Consider the following 21397-nt stretch of genomic DNA (forward strand, 5'->3'; position numbering starts at 1 on the left):
GCCCGGCCCTTCACCCGAAGCCTTTCCTGCCCTAGATAACAGCCGATGAGCGCGCCTCTCTACAACAAGGACATATTGCGGCTGGCGGCCAGCATTCCCCATCATGCGCGCCTGCCCGACGCGCAGGCGAGCGTGGAACGGCGTTCGCCGACCTGCGGGTCGCGGATCACCGCCGATGTGCGGATGGAGGACGGGCGGCTGGCCGACATCGGGTTGGATGTCAAAGCCTGCGCCCTGGGCCAGGCGTCCGCTTCGCTGATGGCGGGTCATGCGATCGGCCGGACGGCCGATGAACTGGCGGACGCGCGCGACCGGCTGACCGCTTTCCTGGCGGGCGAAAGCGACGATCTGGATTTCTGGCCGGGGCTTGGGGTGCTGGCCCCGGCGAGGGACTATCCCGCGCGCCATCCGTCCATCCGGCTCGGTTTCGAAGCCGTGGCCGAAGCGGCCCGGCAGGCCGGCGCCTGATGGGTCCGCAAGCGCCCGAAGCCGCCTTGTCCGCCACCGATATCCTCTTGACCGATGGCGTCATCCTGCTGGGCGCGGCGGTATTCTTCGTCATCCTGTTCCGGCGTTTCGGGCTGGGCGCGGTGCTGGGCTATCTGATCGCGGGCGCGCTGGTGGGACCGCAGGGCCTGGGATGGGTCGGCGGGGCGGAATCGAAGCTCGCCATCGCGGAAATCGGCATCGTGCTGCTGCTGTTCCTCGTCGGGCTGGAACTGCATCCGGCGCGGCTGTGGCGGCTGAAACGCGACATCTTCGCGCTGGGCCTGGCGCAGGTGGTCCTGTGCGGCGTGGCGCTGACGGGCCTCATCTTCTATTCGACCGGGTTCAGCTGGGGCGCGGCCATCGCGCTGGGCCTGCCGCTGGCGCTGTCCTCCACGGCGCAGGTGCTGCCCGGCCTCAAGAATAGCGGCCGCATCAACTCGCCCTTCGGCGAGAAGGTGTTTTCGATCCTGCTGTTTCAGGACCTGTCCATCGTCCCGCTCATCACCATCATCGCCGCCTTGTCCCGCAATCCGGCGGACGCGGCGGGGCCGCCGGGCTGGCTTCTGACCGTCTATACGCTGGCGGCGATCACCGGGCTGGTGCTGGCGGGCCGCTTCCTGCTGCGTCCGCTGCTGCAACTGGTGGGGCGGCTGGGCGAGCGGGAGCTGTTCGTCGCGGTCGGCCTGTTCACGGTGCTGGCGGCGGCGTCACTGATGCATGCGCTGCACCTTTCGACCGCGCTGGGCGCGTTCGTGGCGGGCGTGATGCTGGCCGATTCGCCCTATCGCCATGAGATAGAGGCGGATGTCGAGCCGTTCCGTTCCATCCTGCTCGGCCTGTTCTTCCTGGCGGTCGGCATGGTGCTGGATCTGCGGACGGTGGCGGCCTTTCCGCTGTTCGTCATCGGCATGGCGGCGGCGCTGGTCGTGACCAAGACGATCCTGATCGCGGGTCTGGCGCGCCTGTTCGGCATGGACTGGCGGCAGGCTCTGGGCGCGGGCCTGCTGCTCAGCCAGGGCGGCGAGTTCGGCTTCGTGCTGTTCGCGCAGGCGCAGAACGCCCACCTGATCGCCCCGCAGGCTGCCAGCCTGTTCAGCGCCATCGTCACGCTTTCCATGGCGACCACGCCCTTCCTCATGCTGTTCGCGTCGCGGTTCGAATTTGCAAGACCCAAGGTCAACGCCTCGCTTCGCGATCCCGATCAGGCGCCGCGCGGCACCGCCATCGTGGTGGGCTATGGCCGCTTTGGCCAGACGGTCGCGCAGATGCTGGCCGGGCATGGCTTCGGCGTCGTCCTGATCGACAGGAAACCCGCGCAGATCGAACTGTCGAGCCGGTTCGACGTGGAAGTCTTCTACGGCGACGGCACGCGCATCGACCTGCTCCGCCGGGCGGGCGCGGACGAGGCGCGGCTGATCGCCTTCTGCATCGACGATCCGTCGCTCGACAGCCGGGTGCTGGAACCGATCGCCGAGACATTCCCGCAAGCGGCTATCCTGGCCCGCGCCTTCGACCGGCGGCAGTTGCTGGAATTGCAGGACATGGACCTGGCGGGCGTGATCCGCGAAGTGTTCGAATCGGCCATCTGCATGGGGATACAGGCCATGGAGACGCTGGGCGTCCCGCAGGCGGAAATCGACGAAGTGGTGGAGCAATATCGCGAGAACGACCAGCAGCGGCTGGCCGTCCAAAGGGAGCATGGCGATCTTTCGGTCGCCAAGGAATTGATCTATCGGCCCGGCAAGCGGATGAATCTGGCGTCGCGGGGCGAAGGGGAGGAAGTGGCATGATCGCTGTTCTGGCCGCGCTGTCGGCCGCCATCGCCATCGGCGCGGGCGCTTTCGGAGCGCATGGCGCCGCCAGTCCGCAAGCGGCGGAGTGGCTGCGGACGGGCGGCATCTATCAGATGGTCCATGCCGTCGCGGCACTGGTGCTGGCGGGGACGGCGCGCGGACCGGCGGCGCTGCTGCTGATCGGCGCGGCGATCTTCGCCCTGACGCTCTACATCATGGCGGTGGGCGGCCCCAAATGGCTGGGCGCGGTGACGCCCATAGGCGGGACCCTGATGATCGCGGGATGGCTGTGGGCCGCGTGGAGCTTCTGGCGGGGATGAACCGGCGGCTAAGCCTTGCTCCGGGCCTTGTGCAAGCCTAGATTAAGCCCATGGCCGACCATCATCACAACCATCATGAGCCGACCGGCGCCAGACTGGCGGACGCCGCGCAGGCCACGCTCGAAACGCAGGGCGAGCAGTGGACGCCGATGCGCGCCGCCATTTTCGACGCCCTCGCCGCCGAGGAAAAGCCCGCTTCGGCCTATGACATCGCGGACACGGTATCCAGGGCGCGCGGCAAGCGGGTCGCGCCCAACAGCGTCTATCGGATATTGGACCTGTTCGTCGCGAACAACATCGCGATGCGGGTGGAAAGCGCCAACGCCTATATCGCCAACGCCCATCCCGGTTGCCATCATGACTGCATCTTCCTGGTATGCCGCAACTGCCATCAGGCCACGCATGTCGACGATGACAAGGTGACAAGCGATGTCCGCGCCGTGGCCGAGCATGAAGGTTTCCGTCCGGAACGCCCGGTGATCGAGATTTTGGGCACCTGCGCCCGCTGCGCGGCCTGACCCCCGGCGTTGCTTTCACGCCCGGAACGGCCTAGCGGCTTGATGAGTATATGTCTTCGATGAACGACCGTCCTTCCACGCCCCTGCTCGACCAGATCCACTGGCCGTCGGAGTTGCGCGGCCTCAAGCCCGAACAGCTTCGGCAACTGGCCGACGAACTGCGGCAGGAAGTGATCGCCGCCGTGGGCGTGACGGGCGGCCATCTGGGATCGGGGCTGGGCGTCGTGGAACTGACCACGGCGATCCATTATGTGTTCGACACGCCGCAGGACAAGCTGGTCTGGGACGTGGGCCATCAATGCTATCCGCACAAGATCCTGACCGGGCGGCGCGACCGCATCCGCACCTTGCGGCAGGGCGGCGGCCTGTCCGGCTTCACCAAGCGGACCGAGAGCGAATATGATCCGTTCGGGGCCGCGCACAGCTCCACCTCCATCAGCGCGGCGCTGGGCTTCGCGATCGCCAACAAGCTGGCCGACCGGCCCGGCAAGGGCATAGCGGTGATCGGCGACGGTGCGATGTCGGCCGGCATGGCCTATGAGGCGATGAACAACGCGCGCGAGGCGGGCAACCGGCTGATCGTCATCCTCAACGACAATGACATGTCCATCGCTCCGCCGGTGGGCGGGCTTTCGGCCTATCTGGCGCGGCTGGTGTCCAGCAGGGAATTTCTGGGGCTGCGCGGCCTTGCGAGGCGGCTCGCGCGCAAATTGCCCCGCCCGCTGCACAATGCCGCCCGCAAGACCGACGAGTTCGCGCGCGGCATGGCGATGGGCGGCACCCTGTTCGAGGAACTGGGCTTCTATTATGTCGGGCCGATCGACGGGCATAATCTGGACCAGTTGATCCCGGTGCTGGAAAATGTGCGCGACGCGGCGGAAGGCCCCTGCCTCATCCATGTCGTCACGCAAAAGGGCAAGGGTTACGCGCCCGCCGAAGCGGCGGCCGACAAATATCATGGCGTCCAGAAGTTCGACGTCATCACCGGCGCGCAGGCGAAGGCCCCGCCCGGGCCGCCCAGCTACACCAGCGTCTTCGCCAAGGCGCTGATCGCCGAAGCGCAGCGCGACGAGAAGATTTGCGCCATCACCGCCGCCATGCCGTCCGGCACGGGCCTCGACGCATTCGCGGAGGCTTTCCCCGACCGTACATTCGACGTGGGCATTGCCGAGCAGCATGCGGTGACCTTTGCGGCGGGCCTGGCGGCGGAGGGGATGCGGCCCTTCTGCGCGATCTATTCGACCTTTCTCCAGCGCGCCTACGATCAGGTCGTGCATGACGTGGCGATCCAGAATCTGCCGGTGCGCTTCGCCATCGACCGGGCGGGGCTGGTCGGCGCGGACGGTTCCACCCATGCGGGCAGCTTCGACATCACCTATCTCGCCACCCTGCCCCATATGGTCGTGATGGCCGCCGCCGACGAAGCGGAACTCGTGCATATGGTCCACACCTGCGCCCTGCACGACGAGGGGCCGATCGCGGTGCGCTATCCGCGCGGCAATGGCGTGGGCGTGACGCTCCCGGCTGTCCCGGAGCGGCTGGAGATCGGCAAGGGCCGGATCGTCCGCGAAGGGCGGCAGGTCGCGATCCTGTCGCTCGGCACGCGGCTGGAGGAAGCCTTGAAAGCGGCGGAAACGCTGGAGGCCAAGGGGCTGTCCACCACCGTCGCCGACCTCCGCTTCGCCAAGCCCCTGGACGAAGCCTTGATCCGCCGCCTGCTGACGACCCATGAGGTCGCCGTCACGGTCGAGGAAGGCGCGATAGGCGGCCTGGGCGCGCATGTGCTGACGCTGGCGAGCGACGGCGGCCTGATCGACAATGGCCTCAAGCTGCGCACCATGCGCCTGCCGGACATGTTCCAGGATCAGGACAAGCCGGAAAAGCAATATGCCGACGCCAGGCTGGATGCGGCGGGCATCGTGGACACGGTGTTGACGGCGCTGCGCCACAACAGCGCGGGGGTGGAGACAGCGCGGGCCTGATTCCGGGCAGGGAACGGAAATCCGTCTGGCGCGTCCTGCGATACATGGCGCTTTGCGCTTCAGGCGGGGGGAATGGATGGGGCGATCCACACGAAAGGCGGCGGGCGGCGACAGGCATATGCTGCGCCATGCCGTCCTGCTGGGCCTTGCAGGACTGGCGGGCAGTTGCTCCCGGCCCCCTCCGGCGGAAGCGCCGCCCCGCGCCGATGATCCCGTTCCCGTTCCGAAAGAACCCTCCATCCTTTCCGTGCCGGTGGACATCGACTCCGGCGCCATCCGGCAAGCGGCGGAACGCGCCATTCCGCGCCAGCTATGGACGATTAATCAGCATTCCCCGCGCTGCATCCCGCCACAGAAGGTCAAGATCCTCGGCGCGAAGCTGAACGTCACGCCCGCGATCAGCTGCACCATCGTGGGCGTCGTCACGCGCGGGCCGATCCGCCTGCGGGGCGAAGGGCGGGACATCATCGCCGATGTCCCCATCCACGCGCAGATCAGCGCGCGCGATGTCGGCGGCCTGTTGAAAGGGGAAACGGCCACCGGCTCGGCGCTGGCCCATGCGCGGATCAAACTGGACCTTGGCAAGGATTGGAAGCCGCGCGGGACGGTGCGCCTGCATTATGACTGGACCAAAGCGCCCGGCATCGATTTCCTGGGCCAGCGCATCACCTTCACCGATGAAGCGGACCGGAAATTGCGGCCCATCGTCGGGACGCTGGAGCGCGACCTGCCACGTGAACTGGCCCGCGCCAACGTGCCCGCCCAGGTCGAGCAACTGTGGCGCAAGAGCTTCGCCGTTCTCAGTTTGAACGAGAAGAATCCGCCGGTCTGGATGCGCGTTTCGCCGATCAAGATCCTTTATAATGGCTACACGGTGCGGGAAAGCCGGGTGCGGTTCAATCTGGGCATCGAAGCCATCACCGAAACCTTTGTCGGTAACCGGCCGGATGCCACGGAACCCACCCCGCTCCCGCCGCCCGCGGCCGGCCGGACGGACGGTCAATTCCACTTCTTCATCCCCGTGACCGCCGACTATCGCGAGTTGGAACCCGTCATCATGCGCGCCTTGACCAAGCGATCGCAGCGGCCCTTCGACCTGCCCGCGATCGGGCCGGTCATCGCGCGATTCGAAAAGGTCGAAGCCTATGGAACGACCGGCGGACGCATCGCCGTGGGGCTGACATTGACGGCCCGTCCGGCGAAAGGCGGCAAGGCGCAGGAAGTCCATGGCCGGATATGGATGACCGCCATGCCCCGCAACGCGCCCAACTCGCCGGAAGTCCATTTCGACGCCTTGACGGTCACGGGCAATACCGATGCCCTGAGCGGCGACCTGCTGCTGGCGCTGGGGAATAGTCCGGCGGTCGGCGCGCTGATAGCGCAATCCCTGACCCAGAATTTCTCGAAGGACATCGCGGAACTATTAGGAAAAATCCGGCGCGCCATCGACGAAAAGCGGGCGGGAGAATTCCTGATCACCACCGATCTGGACCAGGTGGAAATCGGGCAGATCAAAGCCTTTGGGCAAGGACTGCATCTGCCCGTCCGGGCGAAAGGGACCGCCCGGATCGCCTATAAGCCACAGTCCTGAGTCAGAAAGGCAATTTATCGGTTGCCTTTCCTTGCAACCTCTTGCATATAAGCAACCAGGAGGTTGCTGATGATCGATGCCATCGTCAAGACGATTGAAATCGAAGCCCCCGTGGAGCGGGTCAGGGATGCGCTGATCGACCATTGGAAATTCGGGACATGGTTTCGCGTCACGCTCGACCAGCCCTTTGAACCGGGGAAGCCCTCCACCGGACATATGACCTATCCCGGCTATGAGGATTATCGCTGGGAAGCCCGGATCGTGGCCATCGACCCCATGAGACGGTTCGCCTTCGAATGGCCCGCGACCGGCGGCGACAAGGAATGGATGGATAGCGGCGTTCCGGTCCCGGAATGGACGCTGGTCGAGTTCGTGCTGGAACCCACCGGGAGCGGCACCCGCCTGACCGTCACGGAAAGCGGCTTCGACAAGGTGCCCGAGCCGCGCCGCACCCACGTCATGCGTGACAATGAAGGGGGCTGGGCCGAGCAGGTCGGGAATATCCGAAACTATGTCGAGGGTTGAAAGCCCCGATCCGGCTCGTCTGTTCGCCGCCTTGGGCGATGCGACGAGATTGGGCTTCATCGCACGACTGGCGGACGGACAGGCGCGATCCATCGTGCAAATGGGCGATGGCCTGCCGATCAGCAGGCAGGCTGTCGCCAAGCATCTGGACGTGCTGCGTCAGGCCGGGCTGGTGCAGCGGACCCGCAGCGGCCGCGAAGTCCATTTCGCGCTGCGAAGGGAAGCCATCGAAGACGCCCGGCTTTGGCTCGACACGGTGGACGCCCAATGGGCCGGCACTTTGGCGCGGTTCAAGGATTTTGTTGAAAACGGCCAGTAATGGCTTGTTTTATAGAATGACGGGCCGAATTTTTACCCGGCCCACACCCATCGATTATGGCTGGGGCACGGACGCCCGCGCATCCTGCCCGTCGCCCTCCGGCGCGGCGATGATGTCGCGTGTGGTTTCCCCCTTCTCCACTACTTCCGTCGCCGGATCGCCCGCGGAGGAACGGATGCCGGGCGCGGCATTGCCGCGGCCCGCGGCGGAAAGGGCGGCGTTCTCCGTATCGCTGCGCGCCGAAGGCCCGCCGAACATCGCTTCCATGGCGGCGCGGCTCGAATCGACGGTCGCGGCGGCGGGTGCGCCCGGCGCCGGGGGAACCAGCGCGAAATCGGGCGGGATCACCAGCGGAGCCTGACGCGACACCGCGAATTCATCGGGACGGTCGCGGTTGAACAGGCCCGACGAACCGCAAGCGGACAGGGAGGCGACAAGGCCAGCGGCAAGGATCAGTTTACGCATCAGTTCAATGACTCCGTCTTTGCGCTCTTCTCGCGCAGCAAAAGCGCCCGCGCAAGCAGGATCAGCACGCCAATGGTGATCGCTGCGTCGGCCAGGTTGAAAATCAGGAAGGGCCGCCATTCGCCGAAATGCAGATCGGCATAATCGACCACATAGCCCAGCCGCACGCGGTCCACGATATTGCCGATGGCCCCGCCCAGCACGAGACCCAGCGCCGCCACGTCCTGCCGCGCCCTTTCCCGCCACATCCATACGCCCACGAAGATCGCGATGACCATGGTCATGCCGACCAGCAGCCAGCGCATCAGATCGGTGTCGGCATGGAAGAAGCCCATGGAAACGCCGCGATTTTCCAGCCAGCGCAAACGGAAGATCGGCAGGATGTCGATCCCCTCCTCGCCCCGGCTCTTGAGCGCGAGCGGATAGGTGACGGTATATTTGATGAGCTGATCGAGCGCGAGCGTGACGATCGCGACGGTCAGGCCCAGCGGGCGATGATTGACGGCGGGAACGGTCATGCCTTCAACACCTCGTCACAGCGATTGCAGAGCGCGCCATCTTCTTCGACTTCTGGCAGCAACCGCCAGCAGCGGCCGCATTTGTGCCATTCGGACGGATTGACGACGATGCCGTCGCCCACGCCCATGTCCACGCGGGCGACAATCGCGACCTCCGCGAAGTCCACGTCGCCCACCGGCACCCGTTCGCCCATCATGACGTCCGCTTCCAGGCTGGAGCGGACGATCTTTTCCCGGCGCAGCGGCTCGATGGCTTCGTTGACCTGATCGCGCTGGTCGCGGATTTCCGCCCATTTTTCGCCGAGGCCATGGTTCGCCCAGTGGCCGTCCACTTCGGGCCATTCCAGGAAATGGACGCTCTCCGCCTCATCGGGGAAGCGGCTTTGCCACACTTCCTCCGCCGTGAAGGGAATAATCGGCGCGGCGTAGCGGACGAGCGCGTGGAACAGCGTGTCCAGCACGGTGCGATAGGCGCGGCGCCGGGGGTCCGACTTCGCATCGCAATAGAGGCAGTCCTTGCGGATGTCGAAGAAGAAGGCGGAAAGATCGCTGTTCGCGAAGTCCATCAGCGCGCGGGTATAGCGGCTGAATTCCAGCCAGTTCTCGCTGCCCGCCTTCCGGTCCACGATGCCGCGCAGTTCCTCGTCCAGCTTGGCGAGAAGGTGGAGCATGTAGCGTTCCAGCTCCGGCATTTCGCCGACGGGGATTTTCTCTTCCTCAGAAAAATCGGAAAGAGCACCAAGCAAGTATCGGAAAGTATTACGGAGTTTGCGATAGGCGTCGGACGATCCGGCCAGCACTTCCTTGCCGATGCGAACGTCGTCGAAATAGTCGGTGCTGGCGACCCAGACGCGCAGGATGTCTGCACCGCTCTCGGCCATGATCTTGAGCGGATCGACGACATTGCCGAGGCTCTTGGACATCTTCCGCCCCTGCCCGTCCAGCGCGAAGCCGTGGGTGAGCACGGCGTCATAGGGCGCCCGCCCGCGCGTGCCGCAGCTTTCGAGCAGCGAGGACTGGAACCAGCCGCGATGCTGGTCGGAGCCTTCGAGATAGAGGTCGGCGCGGACATCCTCGCCATAGCGCGCCTCGACGGTGAAGGCGTGGGTCGAGCCGGAATCGAACCAGACGTCGAGAATGTCGTTCACCACCTCATAGTCGGCGAGGTCGTAATCCGAGCCGAGCAGCGCCTGATGATCCGCGCCGAACCACGCATCCGCGCCGCCCTGCCGGAAGGCTTCGACGATGCGTTCATTGACTGCCTTATCAACGAGATATTCGCCGCTCTTGCGATGAACATAGAGCGCGATGGGCACGCCCCATGCGCGCTGCCGCGAGATCACCCAGTCCGGGCGGCCCTCCACCATGGAGCGGATGCGGTTGGTCGAGCGCTCCGGCACCCAGCGGGTATGGGCGATGGCGTCGAGCGCCACGTCACGCAGCGTCGGGCCGTTGCCGACGATGATGGGGGTGGGCAGGAAACTGCCGTCCACATCGACCGGCACGCCGTCCTGCGGCCTGTCCATCGGGATGAACCATTGCGGGGTGCAACGGAAGATGATCTTCGCCTTGGAACGCCAGCTATGGGGATAGCTGTGCCTGAAATCGTCCGAGGCGGCGAGCAGCGCCCCCGCTTCGCGCAGGTCGGTGCAGATGGGGCCGTCCTTGCTGACGAATTTGGGGTTGATGACGCTCCCCTGCCCGCCGAGCCAGAGCCAGTCCGGACGGTATTTGCCGTCACCCTCGACCGCGAAGACCGGGTTGATGCCGTTTTCCTTGCAGAGCGCAAAGTCATCCTCGCCATGGTCGGGAGCCATGTGAACGAGGCCGGTGCCCGCGTCGGTGGTGACGAAATCGCCAGCGAGGAGCGGGCGTGGCTTGGCAAAGAAGCCGCCGAGATGGTGCATCGGGTGGCGGGCGACGGCTCCGGCGAGTTGGGAGCCTTTGCCGGTCCATGCAAAAGATATCCCCTGACCTTCAGACAACCAAGCACTTTCGCCGAGCCTCGCCAGAACTGCGGAAACCAGATTTTCTGCAATCAGAAGATAGCTGTTTCCGATGGCTACAAGAACGTAATCAATGTCCGCACCATAGGCGAGCGCCTGATTAACGGGAATCGTCCAAGGCGTAGTAGTCCAGATCAACGCATAAACTGATCGGCCTGCGGCTTTAGCTGTAGTTACCCATGATTGCAGACCAGAATCTGCGGCATCCACGATCTCGAACGCCACGTCGATCTGGGTCGAGGTGATGTCCTCATATTCCACTTCCGCTTCGGCGAGCGCGGTCTTTTCGACCGGGGACCACATGACGGGCTTTGCGCCGCGATAAAGCTGGCCGCTTTCCGCGAATTTCAGCAGCTCGCCGACGATGGTCGCCTCAGCGTCGAACTTCATGGTGAGATAGGGATCGTCCCAATCGCCCATCACGCCCAGACGCTTGAACTGCTCCTTCTGGACGCCCACCCACTTGTCCGCATAGGCGCGGCACTGGGCGCGGAATTCCTGCGCGGGAACCTCGTCCTTGTTCTGCTTCTTCTTGCGATATTCCTCCTCGATCTTCCATTCGATCGGAAGGCCGTGGCAGTCCCAGCCGGGGACATAGGGCGCATCCTTGCCGAGCAGCGACTGGCTGCGGACGATGATGTCCTTCAGCACCTTGTTCATCGCATGGCCCATATGGATGTCGCCATTGGCATAGGGCGGGCCGTCATGGAGGATGAAGCGTTCGCGCCCCTTCCGCCGCTCGCGCAGCTTGCCATAGAGGTCCATCGCCTCCCAGCGCGCGAGGATCGCCGGTTCCTTCTGCGCAAGGCCCGCCTTCATCGGGAAGTCGGTGACGGGCAGGAAAACGGTGCTTTTATAGTCGGGCTGGTCGGTCATGAGGTCCGGAGAAATAACTGACAGTCAAGTTCGCGGCCCTACGCGACGTGAGGCGTTCCCGCAAGGATTTGCCGCGCATCGTCGCAGTCCTTCGCAATCTGCGCGGTCAGGGCGTCCATCCCTTCGAACTTCGCCTCCGGCCGCAGGAAACGGATCATCTGCACCTCGATCACCTGATCGTAGAGGCTTTCGGAAAAATCGAAGAAATGCGGCTCCAGCAATTCCTTGGGCGGATCGAAACTGGGACGGATGCCAAGGTTCGCCGCGCCGTCCAGCACACGGCCATCGGGCAGCAGGCCGCGCACGGCGTAGATGCCATAGGCAGGCCGCAGATATTTGCCGATGTCGATATTGGCGGTCGGAAAGCCGATGGTGCGGCCCAGCTTGTCGCCATGCTGGACCTGGCCCTGGATGGCGAAGGGGCGGCTGAGCAGGCGGGTGGCGGTTTCGCAATCCCCGGCCTTCAGCGCATCACGGATGCGACTGGAGGAGATGACATGGCCGTCCTTGCCGATGACGGGCGCCACGGCCTGCGCGGCCATGCCGACCGCGGCGCTGAGTTCGGTCAGGCGTTCGGCGGTGCCGCCCCGGTCCTTGCCGAAAGTGAAATCCTGGCCCGTCACCACCCCCGCCACACCCATGTCATGCGCCAGCAGGCGCACGAATTCCTCCGCAGTGCGCGTCGAAAGGGCCGCGTCGAAGGTGAAGACCATCATGGCGTCCGCCCCGGCCCGGGCGAACAGGACCTGCCGCTGATCCAGCGTGGTGAGGCGGAAAGACGGCGCGTCAGGCTGGAAAAAGCGCATGGGGTGGGGATCGAAGGTCGCGACGATGGCGGGACGGCCTTCGGCCTTCGCCCATTCGATGGCGCGGGCCACCACGGCCTGATGACCGCGATGAAATCCGTCGAAATTGCCCAGCGCCATGATCGCGCCGCGCAGATGCGCGGGGACAGGGGCACCGCTCTCCAGCCGCTCCATGGCGCGGGCTATAGGGACAGGAAGGGCCGGGCGCAATGCGTCGAAATCATGCGCCGGCCCTGCGCCGGAAGGTGACGAAGCTGTAGGCCGGCGCTTCGCCCGCCGCCGCATGATCCCGGCGGGACGCTTCCTCCCAGCAGGCGGGGTCGGGATAGGGAATGGCGGTATCGCCGACCGCATCGATATGGATTTCGGTCAGTTCGATCCGGTGCGCCAAGGGCAGGAACTGGCGATAGATCTCCGCGCCGCCGATCACCATGACGGCGGGCGCGGCGGCGAGACGGAGGGCGCCATCGACATCATGTGCGACTTCCGCGCCCTCCCCCATCCACGCCCGATCGCGAGTCAGGACGATGTGGCGGCGTCCGGGCAGCAGCCCGGGCAAGCTGTCAAAGGTCTTGCGGCCCATCACCATCGGATGCCCGAGGGTCAGCGCCTTGAAGCGCTTGAGGTCGGCGGAAAGACGCCAGGGAAGGCCGCCGTCCCGGCCGATCACGCCATTGTCGGCGCGAGCCAGGATCAGGACGATCTCCGGCGCTTCGCTCACAATGTCAGCCGCGTGACATGGCCCATCTTGCGGCCCGGACGCGCTTCATGCTTGCCGTAGAGATGGAGATGATTGGCGGGATCGGACAGGATCGCCTGCCATTCATGCGCCTGCGCGCCGATCAGGTTGCGCATCTCCACCTCTTCCGCCGCGAGCCTGGTATCGCCGAGCGGCAGGCCGCAGATCGCGCGGACATGGTTCTCGAACTGGCTCGTTACCGCGCCTTCAATGGTCCAATGGCCGCTATTGTGGACGCGCGGGGCCATTTCATTGAAGACGGGGCCGTCCGCTCCGGCGAAAAACTCCAGCGTCAGCACGCCCACATAATCCAGCGCGTCCGCCACCTGACGCGACAGGGCGCGGGCCTGATCCACCTGCCCTTCGATCAGGGGGCCGGCGGGGACGGTGGACGTGGCGAGGATGCCGTCGACATGCACATTGGCGGCGGAATCCCAGAAACGGACCTGCCCATCGGCGGCACGCACGAGGATCACCGAAAATTCCTCCTCGAAGATCACGAAGCCTTCGAGAATGGCGCTCTGGCGGCCGATGGCGTCCCATGCGGCCGAGGCATCGGCAGCGCCGGAAAGCCGCGCCTGTCCCTTGCCGTCATAGCCCATGCGGTTGGTCTTGAGGACGGCGCGGGGGCCGACCTGTCCGATGGCGGCTTCCAGATCGGCAAGGCTTTCCACCGGAGCGAAAGGCGCGGTCAGCCCGCCCAGATCGTTGACGAAGCGCTTTTCGGCGAGGCGGTCCTGCGCCACGCGGAGCGCCTGCGCGCCCGGACGGACGAGGCCGTGGGTGGCGAGCACCTCGACCGCCGAAGGGTCGATATTCTCGAACTCATAGGTGACGACATCGACCGCATCGGCGAAGGCGGCGAGCGCGGCGGCATCCTCATAGGCGCCCCGCGTCCAGCCGGAGGAAACATCGGCGGCGGGGCCGCTATCCTCCGGCGCATAGATATGGGTCCGATAGCCCAGCTGCGCGGCGGCGATGGCGATCATCCGGCCCAGCTGGCCGCCGCCGAGGATGCCGATGGTGGAGCCGGGCGGGATCGTCGACATCTTATTCCGGCGTCTCGGCGACGTCGTTGGTCTGCTTCGCGCGCCATGCGTCGAGCCGTTCGGCCAGCGCGGCATCCGTGGTGGCGAGGATGGAGGCGGCGAGCAGCGCGGCGTTGATCGCGCCGGGCTTGCCGATGGCGAGCGTGCCGACCGGGACGCCGCCTGGCATCTGGACGATGGAAAGCAGCGAATCCATGCCCTTGAGCGACTTGGATTCCACGGGAACGCCCAGCACGGGCAGACGCGTCATGGAGGCCGTCATGCCGGGCAGATGCGCCGCGCCGCCCGCGCCCGCGATGATGACCTTGAGGCCGCGGCCGACCGCTCCGGTGGCGTAATCGTAGAGGCGCTGGGGGGTGCGGTGGGCGGACACGACCTTGCACTCATGGGCGACGCCCAGAGCGTCCAGCGTTTCGGCGGCATGGCGCATCGTATCCCAATCGGACCGGCTGCCCATGATGATGCCGACCTGCGCGGCTGCGCTATCCCCGCTCATTCCCCATGCTTCCCGTCAAGGAGCAGTCCCATGCTGCCCGGAAAGCAAAGCCCCTTAGCGGTCGGGCCGCCAAGGGGCAATGCGGGATTTGCTTCCGCCCCGGTTCGTGTGCGGAATATCCTAGCGTTCGGACAGGTAATAGCGGTCCTTCGCCGTCAGGTCGTCCGCCAGATCGTAGACGATCGGCTGGCCGGTCGGGATTTCCAGCTCCGTGATCTCGTCGTCGGGGATGTTGGACAGATGCTTCACCAGCGCGCGCAGCGAATTGCCGTGGGCGGAAATGAGGACGCGCCTGCCCGCCCTCAGTTCCGGCGCGATGCGGCTTTCCCAATAGGGCAACACGCGGGCGATGGTGTCCTTCAGCGATTCCGTCGAGGGGATGGCGATGCCGTCATAGCGACGGTCCTTCGACAGGTCGAATTCGCTGCCCGGCTCCAGCGGCGGGGGGGGCACGTCGAAGCTGCGGCGCCAGATCTTGACCTGCGCGTCGCCATGCTTCGCCGCCGTCTCCGCCTTGTTGAGGCCGGTGAGGCCGCCATAGTGGCGCTCGTTGAGGCGCCAGTCCTTCTCGACGGGGAGCCACAGTCGGCCCATTTCCTCCAGCGCGAGGTTCAAGGTCTTGATCGCGCGGGTCTGGAAAGAGGTGAAGCACTGGTCGAAATCCAGCCCCTTTTCCGCCATCAGCCGACCGGCGGCGCGCGCTTCCTCCGCGCCCTTCTCGGTCACGTCCACGTCCCACCAGCCGGTGAAGCGGTTTTCCAGGTTCCAGGCCGACTGGCCATGACGGATAAGGACGAGTGTGGGCATGAGGCGCGTCTCCTGCACGATGGGCTTTGCGTTGCGCTTCCCATAGCGCGGGAAATCGCGGGCGCAAGCTTGTCGCCCCGCCCTTCCGCCCCACATTGCAGTCGGACGGGCGATAGGATAGCCCGGTGGCAAGGCTTGAAAGAGGAACCGGCAACTTGGCATTCGTAAAAGGCGCCTGGCGCATATTGGTCGCGATCAAGGACGGGCTGGTGCTGCTGCTCCTCCTGATGTTCTTCGGCCTGCTCTATGCGGCGCTGTCCTTTTCCCCCAAGCCGAGCGCGAGCGTCCGTTCCGGCGCGCTGCTGCTGGATCTGGACGGCACCATCGTCGAGCAACCGGCGGAAATCGATCCGACGGCCCTGCTGGCCGGTTCCGGTCCGAAGATGAAGGAATATCGCCTTGCCGACATCGTGACTGCGCTGGAGGCGGCGAAGGACGACGGCAAGGTCAAGGCCGTCGTGCTGAACCTCGACGGCTTCATGGGCGGCGGGCAGGTCGCGCTGGAGCGGGTGGGCAAGGCGCTGGACGCCGTGCGCGCCGCGAAGAAGCCGGTCTTCGCTTTCGCCACCATCTATAGCGACGACGGCTATCAGCTGGCCGCCCATGCCAACGAGACATGGCTCGACCCGCTGGGCGGCGTGGCGATCATGGGGCGTGGCGGCTCCTCCCTTTATTACAAGGGGTTGATCGACAAGCTGGGCGTCAACACCCATGTCTATCGCGTCGGCACCTACAAGAGCTTCGTCGAACCCTTCATCCGCACCGATCAATCGCCCGAAGCGAAGCAGGCCAATCAGGCGCTGGCCGATGCGCTGTGGCAGGATTGGCAGGAGGATGTCGCCAAGGCCCGACCCAGGGCGAAGCTGGCCGCCTATGCAAGCGATCCGGCCGCCGCGGCACGGGCAGCGGGCGGCAATCTGGCCAAGGCGGCGGAAAATGCCGGGCTGGTCGACAAGCTGGGCGACGAAGCGGCCTTTGGCGAAAGGGTGGCGAAGGTCGCGGGCGAATCGCCCGACGCGCGGGCGGGCCGTTTCGCCAGCATCGATCTTTCGACCTATGTCCAGGCGCGCAAACCCGCCAATGACGGGCAGATCGGCATCCTGACGGTCGCGGGCGAGATCGTGGACGGGGAAGCCGGGCCGGGCACGGCGGCGGGCGACACCATCTCCAACCTCCTCTACAAGGCATTGGCGGAAAAGGACCTGAAGGCGCTCGTTGTCCGGGTCGATTCGCCGGGCGGATCGGTGATGGCGTCCGAGAAGATACGCGGGGCCGTCATGGCGGCCAAATCGCAGGGACTGCCCGTGGTCGTGTCGATGGGCAATGTCGCGGCCAGCGGCGGCTATTGGGTGTCCACCCCCGCCAATCTGATCTTTGCCGAGCCGGCGACGATCACCGGCTCCATCGGCGTATTCGGGATATTGCCGAGCTTCGAGGGCACGCTGGCGAAGATGGGGATCACCACGGACGGGGTGCGGACCACGCCGCTATCGGGACAGCCGGACCTTGCGGGCGGCACGACGCCGGAGTTCGACCGCATCATGCAGATGGGGGTCGAGGATATCTACGGACGCTTCGTCGGCCTCGTCGCGCAATCCCGCCGCAAGTCGCCGGAGCAGATCGACGCCATCGCGCAGGGCCGGGTGTGGGACGGCGGCACGGCGCGGCAGATCGGGCTGGTGGACCGTTTCGGCGGGCTTGAGGACGCCATCGCCGAAGCGGCGAAACTGGCGAAACTCGATCCGGCCAAGGCCCGCCCCTACCGGATCGAAAAGGAACCGGATAAATTCACCCAGTTCCTCCAGTCCGTTCTGGAGCGGGAGGATGATGGGAAGGATCGCTCCCGCGACATGCTGGCGCGCCAGGCGATGCTCCAGCGGCAATGGGCCATGCAGGCGATTGGCGATGTGAAGGCGATGGTCGGCGGCGCGGGCGTGAGGGCGGATTGCCTGGAATGCCGGGCCTATGGCGCACCGCGTCCGGTGAGCCACGCGGATGAGCGGGGGCTTTTCGCGATGCTCGCGTCGCTGTGGCGGTGAAGGGCGTATCGTTCAGGACGGTCCTATTCCCGGCGGATGCCCCTGTAGACAGGCAGGCCCCATCCCCGCCAAATCGCCAGCGCGCGTAGCAGGAAGCCTAGCAGGACCGCGATCACGCTGGCGATGGGCACGTCCAGTCCGCCCCAGCGCAGCAGTACGAAGGAACCGGACGAGACGACGGCGGCCGTCACGTAAAGCTCCGGGCGCAGCAGGATGGAGGGCTCCCCGGCCAGAAGATCGCGCATGATGCCACCGACGCAGCCGGTCACCACTCCCATGATCGCGGCGACGAACGGCGGGATGCCGAAGCTCATCGCCTTGGCCGCGCCGAACACGGCGAAGGCGGCGAGGCCGACGGCATCCAGCCAGTCGAGCGCGCGGTCGCTCCAGAAAGAGCGCGGCGTTATCCAGACAAGCAGGGCCGCGGCCATGCAGGTGATGGCGGGCGTGGCATCATGCACCCAGAAGACCGGCGCATCGATCAGCAGGTCGCGCACCGTCCCGCCCCCGACACCCGTCACCAGCGCGAAAAAGGCGAAGGTGACGAGCGTCTGGCGCAAGCGCGCCGCAGCCAGCGCACCCGATGCCGCAAACACGAAGATACCGACGATGCTCAGGACTTGCAGCACCGTGCCGATCTGCGGCGTGAAATTCTCGGGAGGGGGCAGCATCGGAATAAGCCGTCAGGCCGGGACGCCATGGCCGCGCCCGGCCCCTGCCCCGCATGGCGGGCGCATCGCAGCGCCCTCCGGCATGGGAAGGCCAGCCGCCGAACCGGCCGATGTCGGAACGGCGGCGTTCGGGATCACTTTGCCAGCTCGGCCTCGATCGCGGCGATCAGCGCGGGATCGTCCGGCGCGGTGGTCGGCGCGAAGCGAGCCGCGACGGAACCGTCCCTGGCGATCACGAACTTCTCGAAATTCCAGAGGATTTCGGGTTCGGGATTGGGTTCCATGCCATAGCCTTTCAGCTTTTCGCGAAAGGCGTCGCCGTCGCCCTCGGCCTTGGGCCACGCGCTGGTCAACGCGGCGTAAAGCGGGTGCTTTTCCGGGCCGGTCACGACGATCTTCTCGAACATCGGGAAATCCACGCCGAAATTGGTGGTGCAGAATGTCGCGATCTCGTCATTGCCGCCCGGTTCCTGCGCGCCGAAATCATTGGCGGGAAAGCCGGCGACGACAAGGCCCTTGTCCTTGTAATCGGCATAGAGCTTCTCCAGCCCTTCATATTGCGGGGTCAGGCCGCATTTGGAGGCGACGTTGACCGCCAGGACGACCTTTCCGGCGTAGTCGCCCAGGCTGGTGTCATCGCCCTTGATGGTCTTCAACGGAATTTGCTGGATCACGCTCATCATCGTCTCCTTGGAAATGGGGTCGGCGCGGACCTTGCCACTATAAGGCCGCGCCGAAAAGCCTGCCGATGCCCGCCGTCACCACCATCGCCAGCACCCCCCAGAATATGACCCGCACGATGGAAGGCAAAGGCTTCCCCCCGCCCAGCCGCGCGCCGATATAGCCGAGCAGGCCAAGGCAGAGCAACGAGGTCAGGGCGATGACGGCGATCGCCTGTGGCGCAGGACTGAACGCGGCGGCCAGCACCGGCGCGATGGCCCCGGCGGAAAAGGTCGCGGCGGAGGTGAACGCGGCCTGCACCGGCCGCGCCGTCGTCACGTCCGAAATGCCGAGTTCATCGCGGGCATGGGCACCCAGAGGATCGGCCGCCATCAACTGATCCGCAACCTGCGCCGCCAGATCGGGCGACAGGCCGCGCTCGACATAGATGTCGCGCAGTTCCGCCCATTCCTCTTCGGGCTGCTGGACGATGGCGCGGCGTTCCTTGGCCAGATCGGCGCGTTCCGTGTCGGATTGGGCGCTGACCGAGACATATTCCCCCGCCGCCATCGACATCGCGCCCGCGAACAGCGCGGCGATGCCCGACAACAGGACCGTATCCCCCGGCGCGCCCGACGCCGCGATGCCGGTGAGCAGGCTGGCGGTGGAGACGATGCCGTCGTTCGCGCCCAGCACGGCAGCACGCAGCCAGCCGACCCGGTTCACATAATGGACCGCATGATGCGGACGGGGCGGCCCGACGGCCTGCCCCTTTTCCCCCGTCGAGGATTGTGCCTGATGACCGGCGACCATGCGATCCGACCTCCCTGTTGCTTTTCCACCGCTACCAGATGAGCGGCGGATCGCAAATTCAACCGCTTAGCCCTTCGGCCTTTTCGGCGAGTTCCAGCCAGCGCTCCTCGGCGGCGTCCTTGTCGGCGCGCGCCTGCTCGACGGCCCTGGTGAGGGCGTCGAACTTCTGCCGGTCGCGGGCATAGAGATGGGGATCGTGCAGCGCCTCCTCATCGCGCGCGATGGCGGCTTCCAGTTCCTCGATCCGCCGCGGCAGCAGGTCGAGGTCGCGCTGATCCTTGTAGCTGAGCTTGGCGGGCGCGGATCGGGGCGGCGCGGGAGAGGCGGGCGTCTTCTTCTCCGCCTTGGGCGCATGGCGCTGCTGGCGCTTGGCCACCCAATCCGCATAGCCGCCCACGATCACATCGACATGGCCGGAACCGTCCAGCCCCAGCGTCACCGTCACCGTGCGGTCGAGGAAGTCGCGGTCGTGGCTGACGATCAGCACCGTGCCGTCATAGTCGGCAATGACTTCCTGCAACAGGTCCAGCGTTTCCAGGTCGAGATCGTTGGTCGGCTCGTCCAGCACCAGCAGGTTGGATTCGCGGGCGAACTCCCGCGCGAACAACAGGCGCGAGCGCTCCCCGCCCGAAAGCGTGCCCACCTTCGCCTCGGCCAGCGCCGGATCGAAGAGGAAGTCCTTGAGATAGCCGTGCACATGCTTGCGCGCGCCCCGCACGTCGATCCAGTCGCCGCCTTCGGCCAGAACGTCACGGACCCGCTTGTCGGGCTGCATCAGGCTGCGCTGCTGGTCGATGAAGATCATGTCCAGGTTTTTGGCCAGCGTCACCGAGCCGCTGTCGGGCGCCAATTCGCCCGTGAGCAGCTTGAGCAACGTCGTCTTGCCCGCGCCGTTGCCGCCGACGATACCGATGCGGTCGCCGCGCTGGATGCGAAGCGAGAAGTCCCTGATGATCGCCCGTTCCCCGAAATTCTTCGTGACATGATCGGCGGCGATGACGCTTTTCGTCTTGCTGTCGTCGCTGGCGGCGGCGATCTTCGCCACGCCCTGCGGCCCGACCATCGCGGCGCGTTGGGCGCGCATCTCATGCAGTTGCGCCAGGCGGCCCTGGTTGCGCTTGCGCCGGGCGGTGACGCCGCGCTGGAGCCAGTGCGCCTCGATCTTGAGCTTGGCGTCCAGCTTCTCGGCGGCGCGGCTTTCCTCGGCATAGACCGCTTCCATCCAGTCCTCGAACCCGCCGAAGCCGATTTCGTTGCGACGGAGCGATCCCCGGTCCAGCCACAGCGTCTGCCGGGTCAGCCGCGTCAGGAAAGCGCGGTCGTGGCTGATGACGATGAACGCGCCGGAATAGCGGCCGAGCCACCCCTCGATCCAGTCGATCGCGGCAATGTCCAGATGGTTGGTCGGCTCGTCCAGCAGCAGCAGGTCCGGCTCGCTCGCCAGGGCGCGGGCAATGGCGGCGCGGCGGCGCTCCCCGCCCGATGCGGTAGCGGCTTCGCGGGAAAGGTCGATGCCGAGCTGGCTGGCGATCGCCTCCACCTCATGCGCGGGCGGCGCATATCGGCCGGCCAGCGCGAAATCGCGCAAGGTCCGGAACGCGCCGACATCCGGGTCCTGCTCCAGCATGATGACGCGCGCGCCGGGGCGGACGGAACGGGTTCCCTCATCCGCTTCGATCTGGCCGCCCAGCAGCTTCAAAAGCGTCGTCTTGCCCGCGCCGTTGCGGCCGATCAGCGCCAGCCGGTCCCGTTCGCCCACGAAAATGTCGATATGGCGGAACAGCCAGTGGGTGCCTTGCGAAAGGCCCAGATTTTCAAAGGAGAGGATGGGTGCTGCCATGGCCGTGCAGCTAGGGCTTCGCGCGCGCATGGGCAAGAGGCATGGAACCGAAAGCTGTCTGACGGCTTTCAACGC

21 protein-coding genes are annotated in these 21397 nt (G+C 65.9%); 9 read left to right on the forward strand and 12 right to left on the reverse strand.

All coding sequences use genetic code 11. The annotated features are described in order from the left end of the window. Window positions 1–45 precede the first annotated feature (45 nt). From SCLO_RS04875 to SCLO_RS04910, 8 genes are all read left to right on the forward strand, one after another. Window positions 46–468 carry an iron-sulfur cluster assembly scaffold protein gene (locus SCLO_RS04875; RefSeq protein WP_066514204.1) on the forward strand — a complete coding sequence of 141 codons (423 nt, stop codon included), beginning with the start codon at window positions 46–48 and terminating at the stop codon, window positions 466–468. Next, window positions 468–2279, forward strand: coding sequence for a monovalent cation:proton antiporter-2 (CPA2) family protein (locus SCLO_RS04880; protein ID WP_066514206.1), 1812 nt, complete (start codon window positions 468–470; stop codon window positions 2277–2279). The genes SCLO_RS04875 and SCLO_RS04880 overlap by 1 nt, the downstream gene beginning before the upstream one ends. After that, complete coding sequence (locus tag SCLO_RS04885) at window positions 2276–2602, forward strand: DUF423 domain-containing protein (RefSeq protein WP_066514208.1); 327 nt, start codon at window positions 2276–2278, stop codon at window positions 2600–2602. The genes SCLO_RS04880 and SCLO_RS04885 overlap by 4 nt, the downstream gene beginning before the upstream one ends. Window positions 2603–2652: 50 nt before the next feature. Then, on the forward strand, window positions 2653–3120 hold the full coding sequence (locus SCLO_RS04890; protein ID WP_066514210.1) for a Fur family transcriptional regulator: 468 nt from the start codon (window positions 2653–2655) through the stop codon (window positions 3118–3120). A gap of 50 nt (window positions 3121–3170) precedes the next feature. Continuing rightward, window positions 3171–5102: a 1-deoxy-D-xylulose-5-phosphate synthase gene (dxs, locus tag SCLO_RS04895; protein ID WP_174521936.1), complete on the forward strand. Its 1932-nt coding sequence runs from the start codon at window positions 3171–3173 to the stop codon at window positions 5100–5102. A gap of 76 nt (window positions 5103–5178) precedes the next feature. After that, window positions 5179–6693 carry a DUF4403 family protein gene (locus SCLO_RS04900; RefSeq protein ID WP_231923349.1) on the forward strand — a complete coding sequence of 505 codons (1515 nt, stop codon included), beginning with the start codon at window positions 5179–5181 and terminating at the stop codon, window positions 6691–6693. Window positions 6694–6762: 69 nt separating this feature from the next. Continuing rightward, on the forward strand, window positions 6763–7218 hold the full coding sequence (locus SCLO_RS04905; RefSeq protein ID WP_066514216.1) for an SRPBCC family protein: 456 nt from the start codon (window positions 6763–6765) through the stop codon (window positions 7216–7218). Continuing rightward, on the forward strand, window positions 7205–7537 hold the full coding sequence (locus SCLO_RS04910; RefSeq protein ID WP_066514218.1) for an ArsR/SmtB family transcription factor: 333 nt from the start codon (window positions 7205–7207) through the stop codon (window positions 7535–7537). Before SCLO_RS04905 ends, SCLO_RS04910 begins: the two co-directional genes overlap by 14 nt. A gap of 54 nt (window positions 7538–7591) precedes the next feature. Here the strand turns inward: SCLO_RS04910 and SCLO_RS04915 are convergent, their stop codons facing one another. The 8 genes from SCLO_RS04915 to gpmA all read right to left on the reverse strand — a co-directional run bounded on the left by SCLO_RS04915 (window position 7592) and on the right by gpmA (window position 15299). After that, the gene (locus SCLO_RS04915; protein ID WP_066514220.1) at window positions 7592–8002 is read right to left on the reverse strand and encodes a DUF3035 domain-containing protein; all 411 of its coding nucleotides are present in this window, start codon (window positions 8000–8002) and stop codon (window positions 7592–7594) included. Next, a complete protein-coding gene (gene lspA, locus SCLO_RS04920) occupies window positions 8002–8520 on the reverse strand; it encodes a signal peptidase II (RefSeq protein WP_066514223.1) in 519 nt (172 codons plus the stop codon). Before lspA ends, SCLO_RS04915 begins: the two co-directional genes overlap by 1 nt. After that, window positions 8517–11402, reverse strand: a complete 2886-nt coding sequence (gene ileS, locus SCLO_RS04925) for an isoleucine--tRNA ligase (protein WP_066514225.1) — start codon at window positions 11400–11402, stop codon at window positions 8517–8519. Before ileS ends, lspA begins: the two co-directional genes overlap by 4 nt. 38 nt (window positions 11403–11440) lie before the next feature. Then, complete coding sequence (locus tag SCLO_RS04930) at window positions 11441–12382, reverse strand: bifunctional riboflavin kinase/FAD synthetase (RefSeq protein WP_066514228.1); 942 nt, start codon at window positions 12380–12382, stop codon at window positions 11441–11443. A gap of 46 nt (window positions 12383–12428) precedes the next feature. Then, the gene (locus tag SCLO_RS04935) at window positions 12429–12929 is read right to left on the reverse strand and encodes a dihydrofolate reductase (protein ID WP_066514230.1); all 501 of its coding nucleotides are present in this window, start codon (window positions 12927–12929) and stop codon (window positions 12429–12431) included. Then, the gene (locus tag SCLO_RS04940) at window positions 12926–13996 is read right to left on the reverse strand and encodes a 5-(carboxyamino)imidazole ribonucleotide synthase (protein WP_066514231.1); all 1071 of its coding nucleotides are present in this window, start codon (window positions 13994–13996) and stop codon (window positions 12926–12928) included. The genes SCLO_RS04935 and SCLO_RS04940 overlap by 4 nt, the downstream gene beginning before the upstream one ends. Window position 13997: 1 nt before the next feature. Beyond that, the gene (gene purE, locus SCLO_RS04945) at window positions 13998–14492 is read right to left on the reverse strand and encodes a 5-(carboxyamino)imidazole ribonucleotide mutase (protein ID WP_066514233.1); all 495 of its coding nucleotides are present in this window, start codon (window positions 14490–14492) and stop codon (window positions 13998–14000) included. A 120-nt stretch (window positions 14493–14612) separates the two neighbouring features. Further along, the gene (gene gpmA / locus SCLO_RS04950) at window positions 14613–15299 is read right to left on the reverse strand and encodes a 2,3-diphosphoglycerate-dependent phosphoglycerate mutase (RefSeq protein WP_066514321.1); all 687 of its coding nucleotides are present in this window, start codon (window positions 15297–15299) and stop codon (window positions 14613–14615) included. Between the two features lie 155 nt (window positions 15300–15454). Here gpmA and sppA point away from each other — a divergent pair, with 155 nt between their 5' ends. Continuing rightward, window positions 15455–17338, forward strand: coding sequence for a signal peptide peptidase SppA (gene sppA, locus SCLO_RS04955; protein ID WP_066514235.1), 1884 nt, complete (start codon window positions 15455–15457; stop codon window positions 17336–17338). 23 nt (window positions 17339–17361) lie between these two features. On the opposite strand, the gene SCLO_RS04960 is transcribed toward sppA, so the two are convergent. The 4 genes from SCLO_RS04960 to SCLO_RS04975 form a co-directional block, all read right to left on the reverse strand. Then, window positions 17362–18009, reverse strand: coding sequence for a trimeric intracellular cation channel family protein (locus SCLO_RS04960; protein WP_066514236.1), 648 nt, complete (start codon window positions 18007–18009; stop codon window positions 17362–17364). Window positions 18010–18143: 134 nt separating this feature from the next. Then, window positions 18144–18689, reverse strand: a complete 546-nt coding sequence (locus SCLO_RS04965) for a glutathione peroxidase (RefSeq protein WP_066514237.1) — start codon at window positions 18687–18689, stop codon at window positions 18144–18146. Window positions 18690–18729: 40 nt separating this feature from the next. After that, window positions 18730–19482: a VIT1/CCC1 transporter family protein gene (locus SCLO_RS04970; protein ID WP_066514239.1), complete on the reverse strand. Its 753-nt coding sequence runs from the start codon at window positions 19480–19482 to the stop codon at window positions 18730–18732. Between the two features lie 58 nt (window positions 19483–19540). Next, window positions 19541–21322, reverse strand: a complete 1782-nt coding sequence (locus SCLO_RS04975) for an ABC-F family ATP-binding cassette domain-containing protein (protein ID WP_066514241.1) — start codon at window positions 21320–21322, stop codon at window positions 19541–19543. Between the last annotated feature and the right edge of the window lie 75 nt (window positions 21323–21397).

This window comes from Sphingobium cloacae, assembly GCF_002355855.1.
Taxonomy (GTDB): domain Bacteria; phylum Pseudomonadota; class Alphaproteobacteria; order Sphingomonadales; family Sphingomonadaceae; genus Sphingobium; species Sphingobium cloacae.